This is a genomic window from Alteromonas sp. BMJM2, from assembly GCF_027257845.1.
In the GTDB taxonomy this organism is placed as follows: Bacteria; Pseudomonadota; Gammaproteobacteria; order Enterobacterales; family Alteromonadaceae; genus Alteromonas.
On the sequence record NZ_JAPVOT010000003.1, the window covers coordinates 270,500 to 287,097 of the forward strand.

The following is a 16,598-nucleotide window of genomic DNA, read 5'->3' on the forward strand; positions in this document are numbered from 1 at the left end:
ACCCGAAATATAGTACGTGTATTTCTAAAACGAGAACTTATGACTCACTACTCATCACTCTTTATTTTTTTCGTTCTACTATTAGCTAGTGGCAATGGTATTGCGAAAACCTTACCTGATATATACAACGGAGCCCGCCATCGCCTTACCCAGCTTTATCAGAACAATCCCGACCACATAGGGCATAAAGTAAAAGCGGTGAATCAGTGGCTTCAAGGCCCTGCGTCGTTGCAGCTTGTTGCGCTGCCAAGTAATACCAGCAATGGCGAAGATGAGTACGAAATTGGCGTATTTTTGCCATTCAGATCGCCCCAGGGGCGCGCGCTAGATAAGCAGCAGAGTGAAATAGCACAGCGCTTTGCTGAAGCACGAGAACAGCGGTTTTCATTGTTAGCAAGCGGCTTGTTTAGAGAAGCGCTATGGCGGCGAGTTATGGCACAAACTGAGTTTGAAGGGCTAAAGAAAAAACAAAAGTGGATTAATTCGCTAGACGTTACCCTACAACAGCAGGCTCAAAGCGGTGAACTTAACCGCGCAACCTTGTTACGCTGGGAACAAGAAAAACTGTCTCACCAGCTCACCTTATCACAAGCAAAAATTACACTGAGTAATGCACAGCACTACTATCAGCAAATAACGGGAACTCAGGAGCTTCCCAGCACGCTTCAAGAAACCTTAATACCTAATATTGACCAAGCTATTCAAACGCACCCTGAACTCAATCTGCTTTCTCTCAGTCAGCAGCAGCTCGACATAAATTACAACCTTGCCGATCAGTCGTTAGCACCATGGACACTAGGCATTATTGCCCGCCAGCTGAAAGGGCCCGCAGGCAACAATAACTTGCTTGGTGTGAGTGTGAATATTCCGCTTACTGGAAGCGATACTACATCAGCCAACGATTACGCGTTATGGCGCGACGCTAGCAATGCACTAAGCGAAGCACTTGCCACAACGTATGCTCGCATAAAGCAACAGGCTAGCGAGGTGACTGCCAATTACCAATACACTCAAGAAGCCGAGAAAGTAATGGCAAAACAGGTGGCGTTAGGTGAAGAAATTTCGGCCTTATATTCACAGCAAACTAGTAGCTTGCCAAAAGTAGTGTGGCTAGAACAGTTACTTGCACAACAAGATACTATTTTGGCGCTTGAAAAAATGAAAGTACGCCGTGCACAAGCGGCATCTAAACTTAACCAGATTGCAGGGGTAGCACTGTGAATTACACTATTTTTCGTTATGTATTGGCTTTATTTACATTGGTGTTAACTGGTTATGCACATGCAAACAATTCGGTACCGCTTAACAGCCTAGGTAAGTTGTCGCTTTCTTATTCTTCTATCAATGCGCTAAGCACAATGGAAAAGCCAGTTTCCACGGGCATGGTTAAAGTACTGCCAGGTTCACCGCTTCGCATAGTAGCGCCCATGAACCCACAAAAAATAGATTATTTAGTGGCCCACGGCGAAAGCGTAACCCAGAACCAACGCATTGCCATATTGAGCGGCAGTGAAGTTCACCACTTTCGTGAGAACTTAGCAGCTAAAACTGCACTGTTAGAGATAGCTACATCGCGTTTTAATAAAAACCGCGAGCTTGTATCGGTCAATGCGATACCTCAAGACAAGTGGCTTAATATTGCTCAGCAATACTATGACGCGCAACTTGCGTGGGGGCACCTTAACCATTTTGCTGAAATGTTTGAACCCCAAGAAGACGACGACATGGGCTATCTATTGGCGCCATCAAAAGGCGTATTTATGCTTCCTGAGCAAGCATCTGCTGATACAGAAACCCAGGCTACAGAATCCCAGTTAGGTGCCGTTGTAAGTCCTAACGATATTCGCCTTAGTACACTGGTTAACGCGCTAGACAGCGACTTTGTTGAAGCTATTAACACAGACTCATGCAGTGTTAACATTGAAAGGGTAGAAGAAATTAACCATCGCTTTTTTGTGCGCGTATGGTCAGCGCCAATACCAGAAGGCTGTGCCCTGCAGCTTGGCGCGCACGTTAATACGCGAGTACAGCTTTCAGTCTCTGCACTTACCGTGTCAGCTGACAGTGTATTTTATTTACATGGTCAAGCATCTGTATTTGTACGCCGTGCTAGTGCCCTTGAAGCGGTGCCCATCACGCTTATCGGAAACGCTGATAACGACAATGCCGTTTTCACTGCAGAGGGTTTAACAAAAAACGACGAAGTTCTCACGTCTTCAATTAGCGCTGTACAAGGTATTTTACTGGGCCTTGGGGGTATTGAATGATAGGCCGTATTATTCAGTTTTCCCTTGTCCAGCGACTCTTTATATTATGTGTTTTTTTAGCGCTGGTGCTTTTTGGCTATCGTGCTTGGCTAACACTACCGGTAGATGCCTTTCCCGATATATCGCCTACCCAAGTAAAGGTGATCATGAAAGCCGATGGCATGACCGCAGAAGAAATGGAAGCGCAAATTACTCAACCTATTGAAGTTGAATTATTGGGTATACCCCATCAAACCATTTTGCGCTCAACAACAAAGTACGCGATTACGTCTATTACCCTGGACTTTGAAGAAGGCACCGATATTTATTGGGCTCGCCAACAAGTGAGCGCTCGGCTAGCCGCGGTTAATTCAATTTTGCCTAGTATTGTAGAAGGCGGCCTAGCACCAATGAGCACGCCGCTATCCGAAATGTTCATGTTTACCATTGAAAACCCATCGTTATCGCTGCAAGAGCGAAAATCGATACTTGATTGGGAAATTAGGCCAGCACTTCGCACTGTAGCGGGTGTGGCAGACGTAAATGTATTAGGTGGTTACACCAGAACATTTCAGTTTACCCCCAACATTGCCAAATTAAATGCGTTTGAATTTGATATTGATCAGCTATCTAGTGCTCTGCAGCAAGCTAATATCAATGGCAGTGTAGGACGAATAAAGGCAGGCGTAGATTCGCTGGTAATACGCACAGAAGGGCGCGCTACCTCTATCGACACGCTGGGTAGTATTATTGTAGGCAACTATCAGAATGAGCCTATTGCCCTTAAGCAGCTGGGTGTCATTTCACTTGGCAGTTTAACCCGCTACGGTGGTGTTACCCGTGATGGAGAAGAAACCACACAGGCCCTTATTGTTGCCTTAAAAGACAGCAATACCGCTGAGGTTGTCAGCGACGTAATGACCAAGTTAGGCGCCATTGAACAAACTTTACCCGCGGGCACCACTCTGGATGTTTTTTACAATCGCAAAACGCTCATTGATACTGCGGTAGGTACCATTACTAGCGCGCTTGGGCAGGCGGTTATTATTGTTGTATTAGTGCTTGGGCTGTTTTTAGGTAACGTACGCGCTTCATTTGTTGTGGCCCTAGTTATACCCGTGGTGGTGCTACTTACGTTTTTAGCCATGAAAGTAACAGGCTTAACCGCAAACTTAATGAGCTTAGGCGGGCTGGTTATTGCAATTGGCATGCTGGTGGATGGCGCCGTGGTAGTTGTCGAAAACACCGTATCTCAACTTGGTAAGGCACAACATTTACCACGCTTACATCTTATTTATAGAGCAACACGGGCAGTTGCGGTTCCGGTAATAGCAGGCACAGCCATCGTCATTGTTGTATTTGTGCCTTTGCTCACTCTTACCGGGTTAGAAGGAAAACTCTTCTCACCCGTAGCTATGACCATCGTGTACGCCATGCTGGCATCAGTAATAACTGCGTTAACGCTTATTCCTGTTGTTGCGTCTTTTGTGCTTACCAACAAAGACGGCGCTACGCCGGGCTACTTAATTAAACTTCAAACACTTTATCGTCACTCTCTGGGCATACTGTTAACCCACAGTAAATTGCTGGTAGGCGCTGTGCTATGCCTTTTGCTATTAAGCGGCATATTGTTCAACTATTTAGGTAAAACCTTTATGCCTGTAATGGATGAAGGCGACATTATTGTGCAATTAGAAAAATCGCCCACCATCTCATTGGCCTCGTCGCTAGCATTAGATAAACAGGTAGAACTTGCCTTACTGGCTGAATTTCCGGAAATACAGCATATAGTTGCAAGAACTGGGTCTGATGAGCTTGGGTTAGATCCAATGGGGCTTAATGAAACCGATATATTTTTGCAGTTGTCGCCGTCAGATACATGGCGTTTTGACAACAAGAGCGCACTGGAAGCAGCTATTCGCGAGGCTCTTGCACACTTTCCCGGTATGAATATTGGATTTACCCAGCCTATACAAATGCGCGTGTCAGAAATGCTTACCGGCACAACCGGTACTCTAGCCATTAAAATTTTCGGTAACGACTTTACGCAGTTATCGACCATAGCCAACGACATTGCCGACGTAGTTCGCGACCAAGATGGCGCCGTAGACGTAAACGCCACGCTAATTGAAGGCGGTGACTTTCTCAGCGTAGTTCCCAAACCGGGTGTTGCATTAACCTATGGCATGAGTACGTCTTCGTTGTCGCAATATGTAAAGATGCAAATATCGGGGCTTCATGTAGGAGACGTTATACAAGGGCGCGTAAGGACACCTATTTATTTTGGCGACCTTGAACATGGAGAAGCATTGCTCACGTCGCCAGCGCAATTAAACGACCTGATGATACTAATGCCAAATAATGAAATGTTGCCTTTATCTGCCCTTGCCGATATTCAGCGCACCCAAGGCCCAGCCATTATAGAACGTGAAAAAGCACTTCGTTTCTCAGTGGTTACATCGAATGTTGAAGGCCGCGACTTGGTCGGTTTTGTCGATTCAGTGCGCAACGCTATTGATAGCGACATCAATCTGCCTGCAGGCTATTCAGTAGAATATGGTGGTGAATTTGAAAATCAAATACGGGCCAGCAATAATCTGATGACCGTTATTCCCATCGTTATAGTCATCATTATTCTTATTCTATTTACCATATTCGGAAGGTGGTCGTTAGCGTTACTTATTCTGGCAAACGTACCCTTTGCTTTGATGGGTGGTGTATTTGGGTTATTTGTTACCGGTGAGTATCTGTCGGTGCCCGCCTCGGTTGGATTTATTGCGCTGTTAGGTGTAGCCGTACTAAACGGCGTGGTGATGATTTCATATTATGAAGATCTTAAAGGTAAAGCTATGTCGCTTTACGAATTAGTAAAAAACGGAGCGGTAGCGAGATTACGGCCTATATTGATGACAGCAACAACAGCGATGTTTGGCCTACTTCCCCTTGCATTTGCTAGTGGTCCGGGCGCAGAAATACAAAGACCATTGGCCATTGTCGTGATTGGCGGGTTAATTACTTCTACGTTTATAACACTGTACTTATTGCCCATTGGCTACTATTACTGGGAGCGAAGAAAACATGCCTGAAACGGTTAACCTTACTGTTTATGTAGAACAAAAGCGCAAAGAGGACGTAATAGATTGTTTATTGCCGCTCACTTGTATTTCTGGCTTTTCGATATCGTCATGCTTTGGTTACAGTCGTGACAACGCCAAACTAGACCTTGCTGAACAGGTGGCGGGCGGGCGACAGCTTTGGAAGCTTGATATTCTGCATCGTAATGACGACACCGATGCGATTATCGACGCACTACGCTGTATTAATACACATAATCCTATGCGTTATATGATATCGCCTGTCATTTCACATGGGCATATTTGACCCACTTTAAAACCGCAAATACGTTAACTCGAATCACAGAGTTATCCGCATAAAATTTGATACCGCAAGTACAACAAACTGTAAGTATAAGATGCCGTTGAGTTTTACTGAACACCAGCGCTCAATAGCCCTTATTAACTTATAGTTAAGTAATCAAATTTATGATGAGAATTCCTTGAAAATTACCACATATAAAAAGCGTTTCACTTTATAGTGAATGGCATCTTCAACATTTCACAGAAGCTGATTTACAGCGTGAGATAAATGTAAGCCATCGCTTTGCAAGCAATCACTTTGGCTAACCTCGAGGAATAACATGAAGGAGCTATATGAAAGGATTGTCACCAACCTACTTATTAACTGAGTTGCTGGATGTTAACGCTTTAGAAAATGACGAGTTTTTAGGGCATAGATTAGCGTCGTCTACCGGCCGAGTATTTGGTGGTCAAGTATTAGCACAAGCGTTAATGGCAGCGTCGAAAACGGTATCAGCCGATAAACGTGTGCACTCTTGCCATAACTACTTTATTCGCCCAGGTGACTGCGAGGAAGACATCGTTTTCAAGGTACATCGCGACCTCGATGGCCGCAATTTTAGCAACCGAAGGGTGGTTGCTCTTCAACACAATAAACCTATTTTTAATTTGATTGCCTCATTTCAAGGTACAAGCGACGGGTACCAACATCAAATTGACATGCCAGTTGATATTCCACCGCCAGATAACTTGTTGAACGAGAATGCATTGGCTGAAAAACATAAAGACGTATTGCCAAAGCATGTGTATTCCATGCTTAACCGCTACCGCAGCGTTGAGGTGAGGCCAATTAACGAAGAAGCTCATTTTTTAAGAAGTGACAAAAAACTGAGTCAGGCTACCTGGTTTAGAGCAAAAGAGGCGCTGCCGAGCAATACCGCATTACACCGCGCCATATTGGCTTACGCCACCGACTTAACCCTATTGAGCACAAGCGGCCGACCACACGAAATGCTATGGATGGATGAGAATGTAGCAACTGCAAGCATAGACCACACCGTATGGTTTCACGCCAACGACATTAAAGTAGACCAATGGTTACTCTATTTGATGGATACGCCTTGGACGGGCAATGGCCGAGGGCTTAACCGCGGCAGTATTTTCACGCAATCTGAAGAGCTGGTGGCGTCAGTCGCACAAGAAGGGTTAATTCGTGTTAAGTAATGTTTTATAAGGACAAAATATGTATCAAGATTTAGAAGGCAAAGTAGCATTGGTCACCGGCGGTAGCTTTGGTATTGGTCGCACCACTATTTTAGAATACGCCAAAAATAAGGCCAAAGTGGCTATTGCTGATATAGACGAAGCAGGCGCACACGCGGTAGCTGAAGAGGTGCGTTCTCTTGGTGGCGAGGCAATAGTTATAAAGGCAGACGTTTCTAAGTCGGCAGATGTAAAAGCCATGGTTGATGCGGTAGTAGCGCACTATGGCTGCTTAGACATTGCCTTTAACAATGCAGGTATCGACTTAGATCACACCTACCTAGCAGACGCCGAAGAAGATATGTTCGATAAGCTAATGGCGGTCAACGTGAAAGGCGTATGGCTTTGTTTGAAATACGAAATTGCGCAAATGATGAAGCAAGGTGGCGGCGTAATTGTGAATACCGCCTCTATAGGCGGAGTGGTATCTGCGCCTAAAATGGGAATATATGGCGCAACAAAGCACGCTGTAGTTGGTTTAACGAAAACCGCCGCCGTAGAATATGGCAGAAAAGGCATTCGCGTGAATTCTGTATGCCCCGGTGTTATTAATACTGACATGACAACACGAGCTTTTGAAAAAGATCCTAAAACTGCTCAGCTAGCAACGCGTGCACACCCTATCGGCCGTCTAGGCGAAGCGCAGGATATCGCCAACGGCGTAATGTACTTAAGCTCTAATCAATCGTCGTTTTTGTTGGGTCATCAGTTGATGATAGAAGGTGGTTTCACCGCGCTTTAGCAGCAGTGGGAGTTAGTTTTCTCTCCTGTATACCACCTGCCCATTGACGACAGTCATGGCTACGTCTGCTTTAAGAATATCAGCTTCGTCTATTGTCATTAGGTCGCGATTAAATATCGTGAAATCGGCGTATTTGCCCACCTCTATAGAGCCGCGCAGATGCTCTTGAAATGCCCCGTAGGCAGGCCAAATAGTCAGCATTTTAAGGGCGGTCTCTCTTGAAACCGCCTGTTCTGGGTGCCAACCTTCGCCCGAAGTACCATCCAGTCGCTTTCTGGCTACGGCAGCGTAAAACTCTATCCGTGGGTCGCCTACTTCTACCGGTGCGTCTGAGCCTGCTACCACTTTTAAGCCTTTATCAACCAGTGATTTCCATGGGTAAGCATAGGCTAGTCGCGCTTGGCCTAATCTAGCCCCAGCAAAGTTTAAATCGCCAATGCCGTGACTAGGCTGCATTGAGGGGATAACGCTTAAATCTACAAAGCGCTGCTGATCGCGTGGCGTTATTATTTGAGCGTGCTCCATACGCCAGCGCAAATCTTGCTGTGCCCACTCTTCTTTAGGCACTGTGTTATACGCCTCTTCGTACCAATTTAGCAGCGAGCGTACTGCTCTATCGCCAATAACATGGGTTTGTACTTGCGCACCATGTTGCAGTGCTTTGTGCAATATGGGCACTAGGGCTTCTTGAGTAATGCGGTTCATAAACCCATTGTGCGGTGCATCAGAATAGTTTTCTAATAGTGCAGCACCTCGCGAGCCTAATGTACCGTCGATAAACACCTTAATGCCTCTTACATCAAACATATCATCGGCGGTTTTTTCGCGCCCACGGATGAATAGCTGTTCGGCCTGTAAAACGGGAATTGACGCGTACACTCTATGCAGCATGTCGCCTTCTTGATGAATTTGCTGCATTAAATCGACTAAGCGATAGGGCATGCCGGCATCTTGGGTTTGTGTCCAGCCCATAGCAACATTAGCCTGTAACCCTCTTAATAAGTTATCTTTTAAATAGGCATCGGTGTCTTTAGGAATAATATCACGAAACACGTTCATGGCATTGGCAAGCACGTACCCCGTTAGCTCGCCTGACTCGTCGCGCTCAAATTTACCGCCTTCTGGGTCTGGCGTGTGGCGAGTTACGCCAGCCAGTTCTAACGCTTTGCTGTTTACCAGCGCAGACACACCGTCAGCACGGGGCATAAATAACGGCTTATTTGCGGTAAAACCATCTACATCATGGCGACTTAAAAAGCGCTGTTCATCGGTCCATTCACGCTCTATCCACCCGCGACCTAATACCCAATTGTTATCAGGTACGCTGCTTGCCCAATTTTCTATTTCTTGTACGGTTTGCTTTAGCGTGGGCACACCAAATAAGCTTAAGGTTTTGGTGCGTTTACCTACGCCTTCTAAATGCTGATGGCTGTCGGTAAAGCCTGCAAATACGGTTTTCCCGGCCATATCAATACTGTTGGCATTACCGCACATGTATTTTTTGGCTGCTTCGTTTGAGCCTACGAACACTATTTTATTACCGAGGCTCGCGACCGCTTGCGCCTTCCACTGTGAGTCATTTGCCGTATAAACAGTGGTATTGTGCAGCACTAAATCGGCTTTTTCGCATGCAGATGTTGAAGTGATAGTAGCGGTAGAAGCCGCATTAGAAGGCACTACCGCAATGCTTGGCTGGGTAAAAGCTAAGGCCGTTAGCGACAATAAAAAGCGTAATTTATACATGTTTTCCCTTTCTATTTTATTATTTTTTGGCTCATTAATTTGCTATTAAGTAGGTAAGCTTGGCGTCTTAAACCCAATACAAATTGCGAAGCTAAGCTGAATATAACGCAAAGCTAAATAGTAAAAAACTGATGATGCCGGGCACGGATAAACACCACAGGTATACAATCTATAACACCACTGTTTGTTAAGACTCACAATAGTTTCTTTTTTGCTCTTTAAGTTATTACTCCCTTAAAGCGCATTTTTCCCTAAACCGCTCAATCACACACAATAACCAGTTGTAGGTTGTGCAGCGGCACAAGCGGCCGAGGATGTTTTTACCTATGCTGCGCTGAACCTTGGCGAAAGCACTACTTTTGAACTAAATTCTTTTTTTGCAGGTTGTGCTATGTTTTGTACAGAAAGCACGGGAGTTTTTTATGTACGGCATGGTAAACAAATTCATATCTACCACGGTAATAAACCGCTATGGCGAGCATGCTTGGAACGACATTAAGCAGTCTATTGATGATTATGAATCGTCCTTTATTGAAATGCAGCCCTATGCCGATGACGTTACGTTTGGACTGGTTGGCGCTTGTGTTACTCATCTCAATGTTGATGCTGCAATGTTCTTACGTCAAATGGGTGAGGATTGGGTGAAAGAAACCTCTCAAGGTAGTTACCGCGCTATGTATGCCCTTGTGTCTGGCGGTGCATTTGAATTTCTATCAAATTTAAACAATATGCACCAGGTAATTTCTGCGCAGCTAAAAGAGCTCGTGCCGCCGTCGTTTCTATGTCAAAAAAATGATGACGGCAGTATTACTATTCATTATTACTCTACCCGAGACGGATTAGAGCCGTTTGTAGAGGGGCTGCTGTTAGGCGTGTGCAACCACTTTAATGAGCCAGCCACTATTACGTTTGTAGAGACGAAAACTGAAGACACACCGTTTAGCACGTTTCGTATTAACTTTGTTTAGGAAGCACTTTGCAAATTCATACCTTTCAGTTTGAGCTAGACCAGCAGCTCAACCTCAAAAGTTTTTCGCCAGCATTCGGTAAAATTTGCGAGCAATTGCATGAAGAAATGCCTTTATTAAGTGCGTTTGAATTAGTATCGCCAAGAATTCAGGTAAGTAAGCAGTTCCTTACTATGTTTAACGGGCAATTAGTGACTATTTGCCCGTGCGACAAAAAAGATTTTGTTTTTGGTGGGGTGTTTTATCAAATTCCTACTGGCTATTATTTTATCGGTTATCCCCAGCTTACCGATATGGCGCAGCTTGAAGCCATGAGTCTGTCGCTTAACGACTTTGTTAATCACGATCCTATCAACTTTTACATCGGTACCCTTCAGCTTAAAGAGAGCCTGTACGAGCACGTTAAAAAGTTAAACAGCGAATTGAAAGCCAGCGCTGAACACTTGGAATCTTTGGTAGCCCAACGTACCAAAGAGTTACTTCAATCTGAAAAGATGGCCTCGGTAGGTACCCTTGCAGCCGGTGTTGCCCATGAAATAAATAACCCTATTGGCTTTTTGCTAAGCAACTTATCTAGCCTTGATGAGTATATGCAAAGTGTTGTGCCGTTGATAACGGCGCTGTCTAATTTATCTGAGACTGACAAAAAAAACATAGAAGACCTTTCGCGAACCAATATTAATTGGAACGACTTAGCGTTTATGGCTGAGGATATCTCCCCTCTCATTCAAGAGAGTGTAGAAGGCGCCAAACGCGTGAGCAAGACCGTGTCTGGATTACGCAGTTTTGCCCACCCTTCTGACTCGAAGCAGGAACAGCTCTCTATTCAATCGGCTATCGATCTTGCCATATCATTGGTTCGCAACGAGTTAAAATACAATGCCGTGCTGCATTATGAGCCAGGCAACGACTTTTATGTTACCGGTAATTTAACCGAGCTTAGCCAAGTGTTTGTTAACCTGCTGGTAAATGCAGTACATGCTATTAGTGAAAACGGGGCGATTGAAATAAATATTAAACCCACAGATAAAGACGTTGTGGTGAGCGTGAAAGACAACGGTTGCGGCATTTTACCGGAGAACCTCGATAAACTTTTTCAGCCGTTTTTTACCACCAAAGAAATTGGCACCGGTACCGGGCTAGGCCTTGCTATAAGTCACGGTATTATTGAAAGCCACAACGGCAAAATAAGCATTGAAAGTGAGGTGGGCGAAGGCACGTGCTTTACTATTACACTGCCCGCCGCTCGTTTATAAAAGACATTTAAACAACTGCAGCACGCCGTACTAGCTAGAAAGTCAGACGTTGTGTAGCACCAAAACAACACATTCAATGTGCTCGTAAAACAACCACCTTGTCTGAATATTCAGTATGAATATCCAAGTTATCAGCTAATGCTGCCAGCAAAGCGTCTACATCATTAGTATTAAAAAGACCTGATACTTTTAAACTAGCCAGACTGGTATCGCCAAGTACAATCTCTCTATCTGTATAACGGCTAACTTCATCGATAACGTGGAGTAGCGAGTCGCCTCTAAATACTAATTTACCCTCTCGCCACGATAGCTGACTTGCCATTTCATCCTGACTTACTGCTTCTATCTCTGACTTAGGCATCGATAACAAAGACTTTTGCCCCTTCGTCAGCACCATTGCTTGGGCGTTCTGATTTACCTTTGGGCGAGTGATAACTTTCTTGTCTTCTAATGAAAAGCTATTCACTTTCACAATTCCCTCAGTGACAAGCAGCTCTAAATCGCCTCGATGATATTGCACATTAAAAGCAGTGCCTACCGCTTCCATTACCTTGCCCGCTGCTAACACATTAAGTGGGCGCATGGGTTCTTTGGCAACATCAATATGAAGTTCACCCTGAATAAGCTGAATAACGCGCTTGGTATTAGTAAAGGCAATACTTACCTGCGAATTGGTGTTCAACCAAAGTGTACTGCCGTCTTCTAAGCTTATTGTTTTTTGCTCCCCGGCTTTGGTAGATGCCTGCAAACTGTAATTCGGCGTTGCCGCTTCAACAGATTCATTCTGATTGGGAAAGTAGGCTTGGAAATAATGTGAACCCTGCCAACTTAACAATCCAACCAACAATATCGAAGCCGCCATGGCAAGATAGCGCCTCCGCGGAGCATGGGCACTTTCGGGAGTATGGGGGACGATATCGCTAAGCTGACTAAGTACCGACATTTTGTCCCATAGAGTTACCATTTCCATAAAAGTAGTCCGATTAAACTCATTCTTTAACCATAGCGTTAATGCGGCTTTATCTTGTTCTGATAAACCTTCCTCAAGCTTAACCAACCAACGACTGGCTTCATCGAGCACATGTTCATCGGCAACCAAAGGCACCACGTTGTTGTCAGTGTCATGTTGCTGAAACTCTTTATTCATGTGAGTCTCTCTTTGGGGACGCGGTGTATTGATAAGCATTCGACTGGTCGTTGTTTACCGTCTGCCTACGCATAAAAAGGGTGCATCGCTTAATGCCTTCTGCAATGTGTTTTTCCACTGTTTTTTCACTTATTCCTAACTCTTTGGCAATCTCTTTAAGAGAGTAGCCATATACTTTTTTTAATACAAATGCACGTCGACATTGCGTAGGAAGCATACGAACCGCGTCGCAGAAATATTTAAATTCTTGCTGAGTGGCCGTGTTGTGACAGGTCTCATCTTCTATCCCGTTCACTGCACTTTCTAATGCAGTAGCGGCTTCAACGCTGTCGTCTACCATACGCGTATTAGAGCGTTTGAGGTGATCGTAGGCCAAATTTTTTGCTGTTTTAAATAAAAAAGCTTTCGGCTCTTTTATGTGGGCAGTAGTTTTAGCCTGGCATAACCGCACATACGTGTCTTGTAGAATATCATCTACTTCTTTAGGCGGCACAAGGCGAGACAACATTTTTGCCATGGAACTTCTTGCCGACATGTAGGCATTGTGTATTGCGGTTTCTACAGGCATAGAGTTAATTATTTATTATTCTTATTCACTAAGACGAGATACCGCGGATTTTCCCCCAACCTAAATGAAAACACTAATGAAATATAAAAGTTGTTAAAATCTTGTATATAATGCGAATTTGATTTACAACAACGTTGGCGTTTACGCGCATTCCAGATGAAAATAAAAAGTTACTAAGCGCACATGCCGGTTATTCAGAAACAAAAAAAATTGCCCATTCTATTGCCCTACAAGCTTCGCGCTGCAACGTTGGCGGTATGGGCATCTTCATTGTGTCTGTGCAGTATGCCTAACTCCTATGCGGATGTTCTCACTGAGCCGAAAGATGCTTTGCAGAAAGAGCAAACAGTCTATTTTAACATCCCACCATTAAGCGGCGATGAGGCACTTATCGCGTTTGCAAATCAAGCTGATCTGACGGTGGTATTTCCTTACAACAAAGTAAGGCACATTTCGGCTAATCAAGTGGTGGGTCACCATACACCCCAGCGCGCCATAGCGATGCTGCTTGCGGGGTCTTCATTACACGCCAATGTGATAAATAATAAACGTATTAAAATTTTACCTAAGCATAATGACACTGCTGACTCTACTATTTTTTCACGGTTGCTCAATGCCATTACTGCGCAAGATGAGTCACTCATTGCAGTACCCGATGAAGCAGGCCGCTTTGATATCGAATACATAGAGGTACGGGGCCTGCGAGCTCGCGCAGCGCAGTCGGCGGGCATTAAAAATGATGCTAATGTTATTATTGATACAATTCAGTCTGTAGAAATGGGAAAGTTTCCCGACCAGAATTTAGCAGAAGCGCTTCAGCGAGTGTCAGGGGTATCTATCGATAGGGCCGAGGGAGAGGGTCAGCTTGTTACGGTACGCGGTTTCGGCCCCGAATTTAATCGAGTACTGATTAACGGTAGGCCGCTGGCAACTGACAAGCTCGGCCGAGCATTTAGTTTTGATACCTTGGCCTCTGAAATCATCAATAGCGTAACGGTATACAAGCAGGCGCAAGCGGCTATGCAGTCTGGAGGCATTGGCGCAACTATCGATATTGAAACGGCAAAGCCTCTGTCTTTCAGAGGAATGCGGGCCGCTGGAAGTGTTAAAATGCAATACGATACTAATTCGGCCAATTTTGCTCCCTCAGCAACAGCCATGTTCAGCAATACGTATTTGAATAACCAGCTGGGTTTACTCGCCTCTTTTACCCACCATGAAAGAGATGCTCAGATAGAAGAAGCGCAGATAGACGGCTGGTTGGTGAATACCAACATCCCTTCTTCGGAATTGCCTGACGCCGTCCCCACCCTTTACGTACCAAGAAACTATGACCAACGGGTTCGGTTCGACAAACGAACTCGAACCGGCGCCGCACTGGTTTTACAGTATAGACCCTCGACTGATCTTGAACTCGCCATAGACTATTTAGGCTCTCAGTTCGATGTCGATACTGCCGCAACTTCAATGGGGCATTGGTTTACCTCGAGTAATTTAGAGAATGTAGTCTTAGATAACAACGGCAGTGCGGTGGCATTTTCGCAATCTAGCGGCCATGCAACTGACTTTCATGCTCGTACATTTAATCGCTCATCGAATGTTCAGAGCTTGGGCTTTAGTGTTGATTGGGCTATTCACGATGATGTTTTATTCAATGCCGACATTTCAACTTCAAACGCACGCGTGAATGATAAAAACGGAGAAGGAAATTCTCTATCCCTTATTGGCTTTCTTAATCAATCTAAATTTGACCATACTGAAGGGAATATTCTTCCAGCTATATCTGGTTTTGAGGGTGCCTTAGGACAAGAAGGAAGTGACTTTCTATCTCCCGAAAATGGTCGCTCACATGTCATGTTGCGCCGCGGGTGGGACATTGACGATAATATCGATCAGGGCCGAATGAATTTAACTTTTTTAGGCGATAATAGCTGGTTTAGTCAACTGAATACCGGCGTTGCGATTACCCAGCGCCATAAAACTAACGAGCGGCGGGATAATGAAGCCAATGCAAGGCATTGCACGTTTTGTGGCTATTTTGAAACGCCTGATATTCCAGATAGCTTTCAATCGGTTTTTAATGCCGGAGAAGGTTTTTTAGATTCAGTGAGCGGGCATCAAAATATTCCGCATCAATGGCTTCAACACAATGGTGCTGAGCTTTTTACTTTTTTAGAACGCAGCGCCGGTGTAAGCCTTGCTGCTGAAAAACGCGGAAGCTCATTCGCTGTTAAAGAGACTGTCTATGCCTCGTACGCACAATTAACAGTGGAGAAGGAGGTATCGCCTTGGTTTTTCGACTTTCAAGCGGGGCTTCGGGCCGAGTATACGCGCGTTAACGTCATTGGGGTTGATGAAAAGTTATCAGCCCTTGTTATTCTAGACCAAACCGAATTAGGTCAAGAATTTGGCCAATCAGTCGCAATACAAAGCGATTCAAGCTATATGAATTGGTTGCCAAGCGTCAGCCTCAAATTTAGCTGGCGCGATGAGTGGGTGCTTCGCGCCGCATACAACCACAGTTTAACGCGACCCACTCTTGAACAAATGTCTCCTGGAGTGACGTATACTACTACTCGCCAAGGAGGAGATTTACGCGCCAGTATTGGCAATCCCGAACTACTTCCTTTTGAAGCCCAAAATATTGATTTGGCGATAGAGCGCTATTATCAAGACAATAGTTACCTTTCACTGGGTCTATTCAAAATAGATGTGGATAACTTTATCGTTAGCGAAAGTAAACAAATTACTTTCAATGACGTTACCGACCCAAGTACGGGAAGAGATACAAACGCTCCCGATAGTAACGATGAACTCGCTTTTTTTACTGTCATCTCCCCCAACAATGGCAGGTCGGCCACGGTAGAAGGAGTCGAATTGAGTGTTCAACACTTTTTTGGTGAGTCAGGATGGGGCATGCAGGCAAATGCCAGTTATGTAAGAAGTAACGCCGAACTCGATACTGCTAACGTGCGCTCTACATTCGCACTAACCGGGCTGTCAGGAACCAAGAACGTAGTGGCTTTTTATGAGAAAGACGCGCTTCAATTGCGTGTAGCTTGGAATCATAGAGATGGATTTTTACAATCGCTGAATCAGTCCCAAAGCACCGAGCCTACCTTCGTAGCACCTTATCAGCAGTGGGATATGAGCGTTTCTTATCAAATTAGCCCCCACGTATCGCTATTTGCTGAAGGCATTAACCTAACGAATGAAACAGTGCACAAACGCGGGCGGTTTAGCAATCAACTGCTGTTAGTACAAGACTCGGGAACGAGGTATGCGCTAGGCATCAATGTCACCTATTAA

General features: G+C 44.9%; 12 protein-coding genes. 9 read left to right on the top strand and 3 right to left on the bottom strand.

Annotation, left to right across the window (positions count from 1 at the left end; all coding sequences use genetic code 11):
• The first annotated feature begins 39 nt into the window (after positions 1 to 39).
• The 6 genes from O9X84_RS05655 to O9X84_RS05680 all read left to right on the top strand — a co-directional run bounded on the left by O9X84_RS05655 (position 40) and on the right by O9X84_RS05680 (position 7,607).
• Positions 40 to 1,221, top strand: coding sequence for a hypothetical protein (locus O9X84_RS05655; protein ID WP_269518656.1), 1,182 nt, complete (start codon positions 40 to 42; stop codon positions 1,219 to 1,221).
• Positions 1,218 to 2,267, top strand: coding sequence for a hypothetical protein (locus tag O9X84_RS05660; protein WP_269518657.1), 1,050 nt, complete (start codon positions 1,218 to 1,220; stop codon positions 2,265 to 2,267). The genes O9X84_RS05655 and O9X84_RS05660 overlap by 4 nt, the downstream gene beginning before the upstream one ends.
• Positions 2,264 to 5,332, top strand: a complete 3,069-nt coding sequence (locus O9X84_RS05665) for an efflux RND transporter permease subunit (RefSeq protein ID WP_269518658.1) — start codon at positions 2,264 to 2,266, stop codon at positions 5,330 to 5,332. Before O9X84_RS05660 ends, O9X84_RS05665 begins: the two co-directional genes overlap by 4 nt.
• Complete coding sequence (locus O9X84_RS05670) at positions 5,325 to 5,627, top strand: DUF3240 family protein (RefSeq protein ID WP_269518660.1); 303 nt, start codon at positions 5,325 to 5,327, stop codon at positions 5,625 to 5,627. Before O9X84_RS05665 ends, O9X84_RS05670 begins: the two co-directional genes overlap by 8 nt.
• Before the next feature lie 329 nt (positions 5,628 to 5,956).
• Positions 5,957 to 6,826 carry an acyl-CoA thioesterase gene (locus O9X84_RS05675; protein ID WP_269518661.1) on the top strand — a complete coding sequence of 290 codons (870 nt, stop codon included), beginning with the start codon at positions 5,957 to 5,959 and terminating at the stop codon, positions 6,824 to 6,826.
• Between the two features lie 19 nt (positions 6,827 to 6,845).
• A complete protein-coding gene (locus O9X84_RS05680; protein ID WP_269518662.1) occupies positions 6,846 to 7,607 on the top strand; it encodes an SDR family oxidoreductase in 762 nt (253 codons plus the stop codon).
• Positions 7,608 to 7,619: 12 nt separating this feature from the next.
• Here O9X84_RS05680 and O9X84_RS05685 read toward each other — a convergent pair whose 3' ends face one another.
• Positions 7,620 to 9,350 (bottom strand): amidohydrolase, encoded by a 1,731-nt coding sequence (locus tag O9X84_RS05685; RefSeq protein WP_269518663.1) that lies wholly within the window; start codon positions 9,348 to 9,350, stop codon positions 7,620 to 7,622.
• 422 nt (positions 9,351 to 9,772) lie between these two features.
• On the opposite strand from O9X84_RS05685, the gene O9X84_RS05690 reads away from it, so the two are divergent.
• Both O9X84_RS05690 and O9X84_RS05695 read left to right on the top strand, forming a co-directional pair.
• A complete protein-coding gene (locus tag O9X84_RS05690) occupies positions 9,773 to 10,318 on the top strand; it encodes a heme NO-binding domain-containing protein (RefSeq protein WP_269518664.1) in 546 nt (181 codons plus the stop codon).
• Between the two features lie 8 nt (positions 10,319 to 10,326).
• Positions 10,327 to 11,574 (top strand): sensor histidine kinase, encoded by a 1,248-nt coding sequence (locus O9X84_RS05695; RefSeq protein ID WP_269518665.1) that lies wholly within the window; start codon positions 10,327 to 10,329, stop codon positions 11,572 to 11,574.
• Positions 11,575 to 11,647: 73 nt separating this feature from the next.
• Here the strand turns inward: O9X84_RS05695 and O9X84_RS05700 are convergent, their stop codons facing one another.
• Both O9X84_RS05700 and O9X84_RS05705 read right to left on the bottom strand, forming a co-directional pair.
• Positions 11,648 to 12,721 carry a FecR family protein gene (locus tag O9X84_RS05700; RefSeq protein ID WP_269518666.1) on the bottom strand — a complete coding sequence of 358 codons (1,074 nt, stop codon included), beginning with the start codon at positions 12,719 to 12,721 and terminating at the stop codon, positions 11,648 to 11,650.
• Complete coding sequence (locus O9X84_RS05705) at positions 12,714 to 13,289, bottom strand: RNA polymerase sigma factor (RefSeq protein WP_269518667.1); 576 nt, start codon at positions 13,287 to 13,289, stop codon at positions 12,714 to 12,716. Before O9X84_RS05705 ends, O9X84_RS05700 begins: the two co-directional genes overlap by 8 nt.
• 183 nt (positions 13,290 to 13,472) lie before the next feature.
• Here O9X84_RS05705 and O9X84_RS05710 point away from each other — a divergent pair, with 183 nt between their 5' ends.
• Positions 13,473 to 16,598: a TonB-dependent receptor gene (locus O9X84_RS05710; protein ID WP_269518668.1), complete on the top strand. Its 3,126-nt coding sequence runs from the start codon at positions 13,473 to 13,475 to the stop codon at positions 16,596 to 16,598.

Coding starts and splice junctions, on each gene's coding strand:
- O9X84_RS05700 (WP_269518666.1), bottom strand. CDS start 12,721: ATGAATAAAGAGTTTCAGCAACATGACACTGACAACAACGTGGTGCCT.
- O9X84_RS05690 (WP_269518664.1), top strand. CDS start 9,773: ATGTACGGCATGGTAAACAAATTCATATCTACCACGGTAATAAACCGC.
- O9X84_RS05710 (WP_269518668.1), top strand. CDS start 13,473: ATGCCGGTTATTCAGAAACAAAAAAAATTGCCCATTCTATTGCCCTAC.
- O9X84_RS05665 (WP_269518658.1), top strand. CDS start 2,264: ATGATAGGCCGTATTATTCAGTTTTCCCTTGTCCAGCGACTCTTTATA.
- O9X84_RS05655 (WP_269518656.1), top strand. CDS start 40: ATGACTCACTACTCATCACTCTTTATTTTTTTCGTTCTACTATTAGCT.
- O9X84_RS05705 (WP_269518667.1), bottom strand. CDS start 13,289: ATGCCTGTAGAAACCGCAATACACAATGCCTACATGTCGGCAAGAAGT.
- O9X84_RS05680 (WP_269518662.1), top strand. CDS start 6,846: ATGTATCAAGATTTAGAAGGCAAAGTAGCATTGGTCACCGGCGGTAGC.
- O9X84_RS05675 (WP_269518661.1), top strand. CDS start 5,957: ATGAAAGGATTGTCACCAACCTACTTATTAACTGAGTTGCTGGATGTT.
- O9X84_RS05670 (WP_269518660.1), top strand. CDS start 5,325: ATGCCTGAAACGGTTAACCTTACTGTTTATGTAGAACAAAAGCGCAAA.
- O9X84_RS05685 (WP_269518663.1), bottom strand. CDS start 9,350: ATGTATAAATTACGCTTTTTATTGTCGCTAACGGCCTTAGCTTTTACC.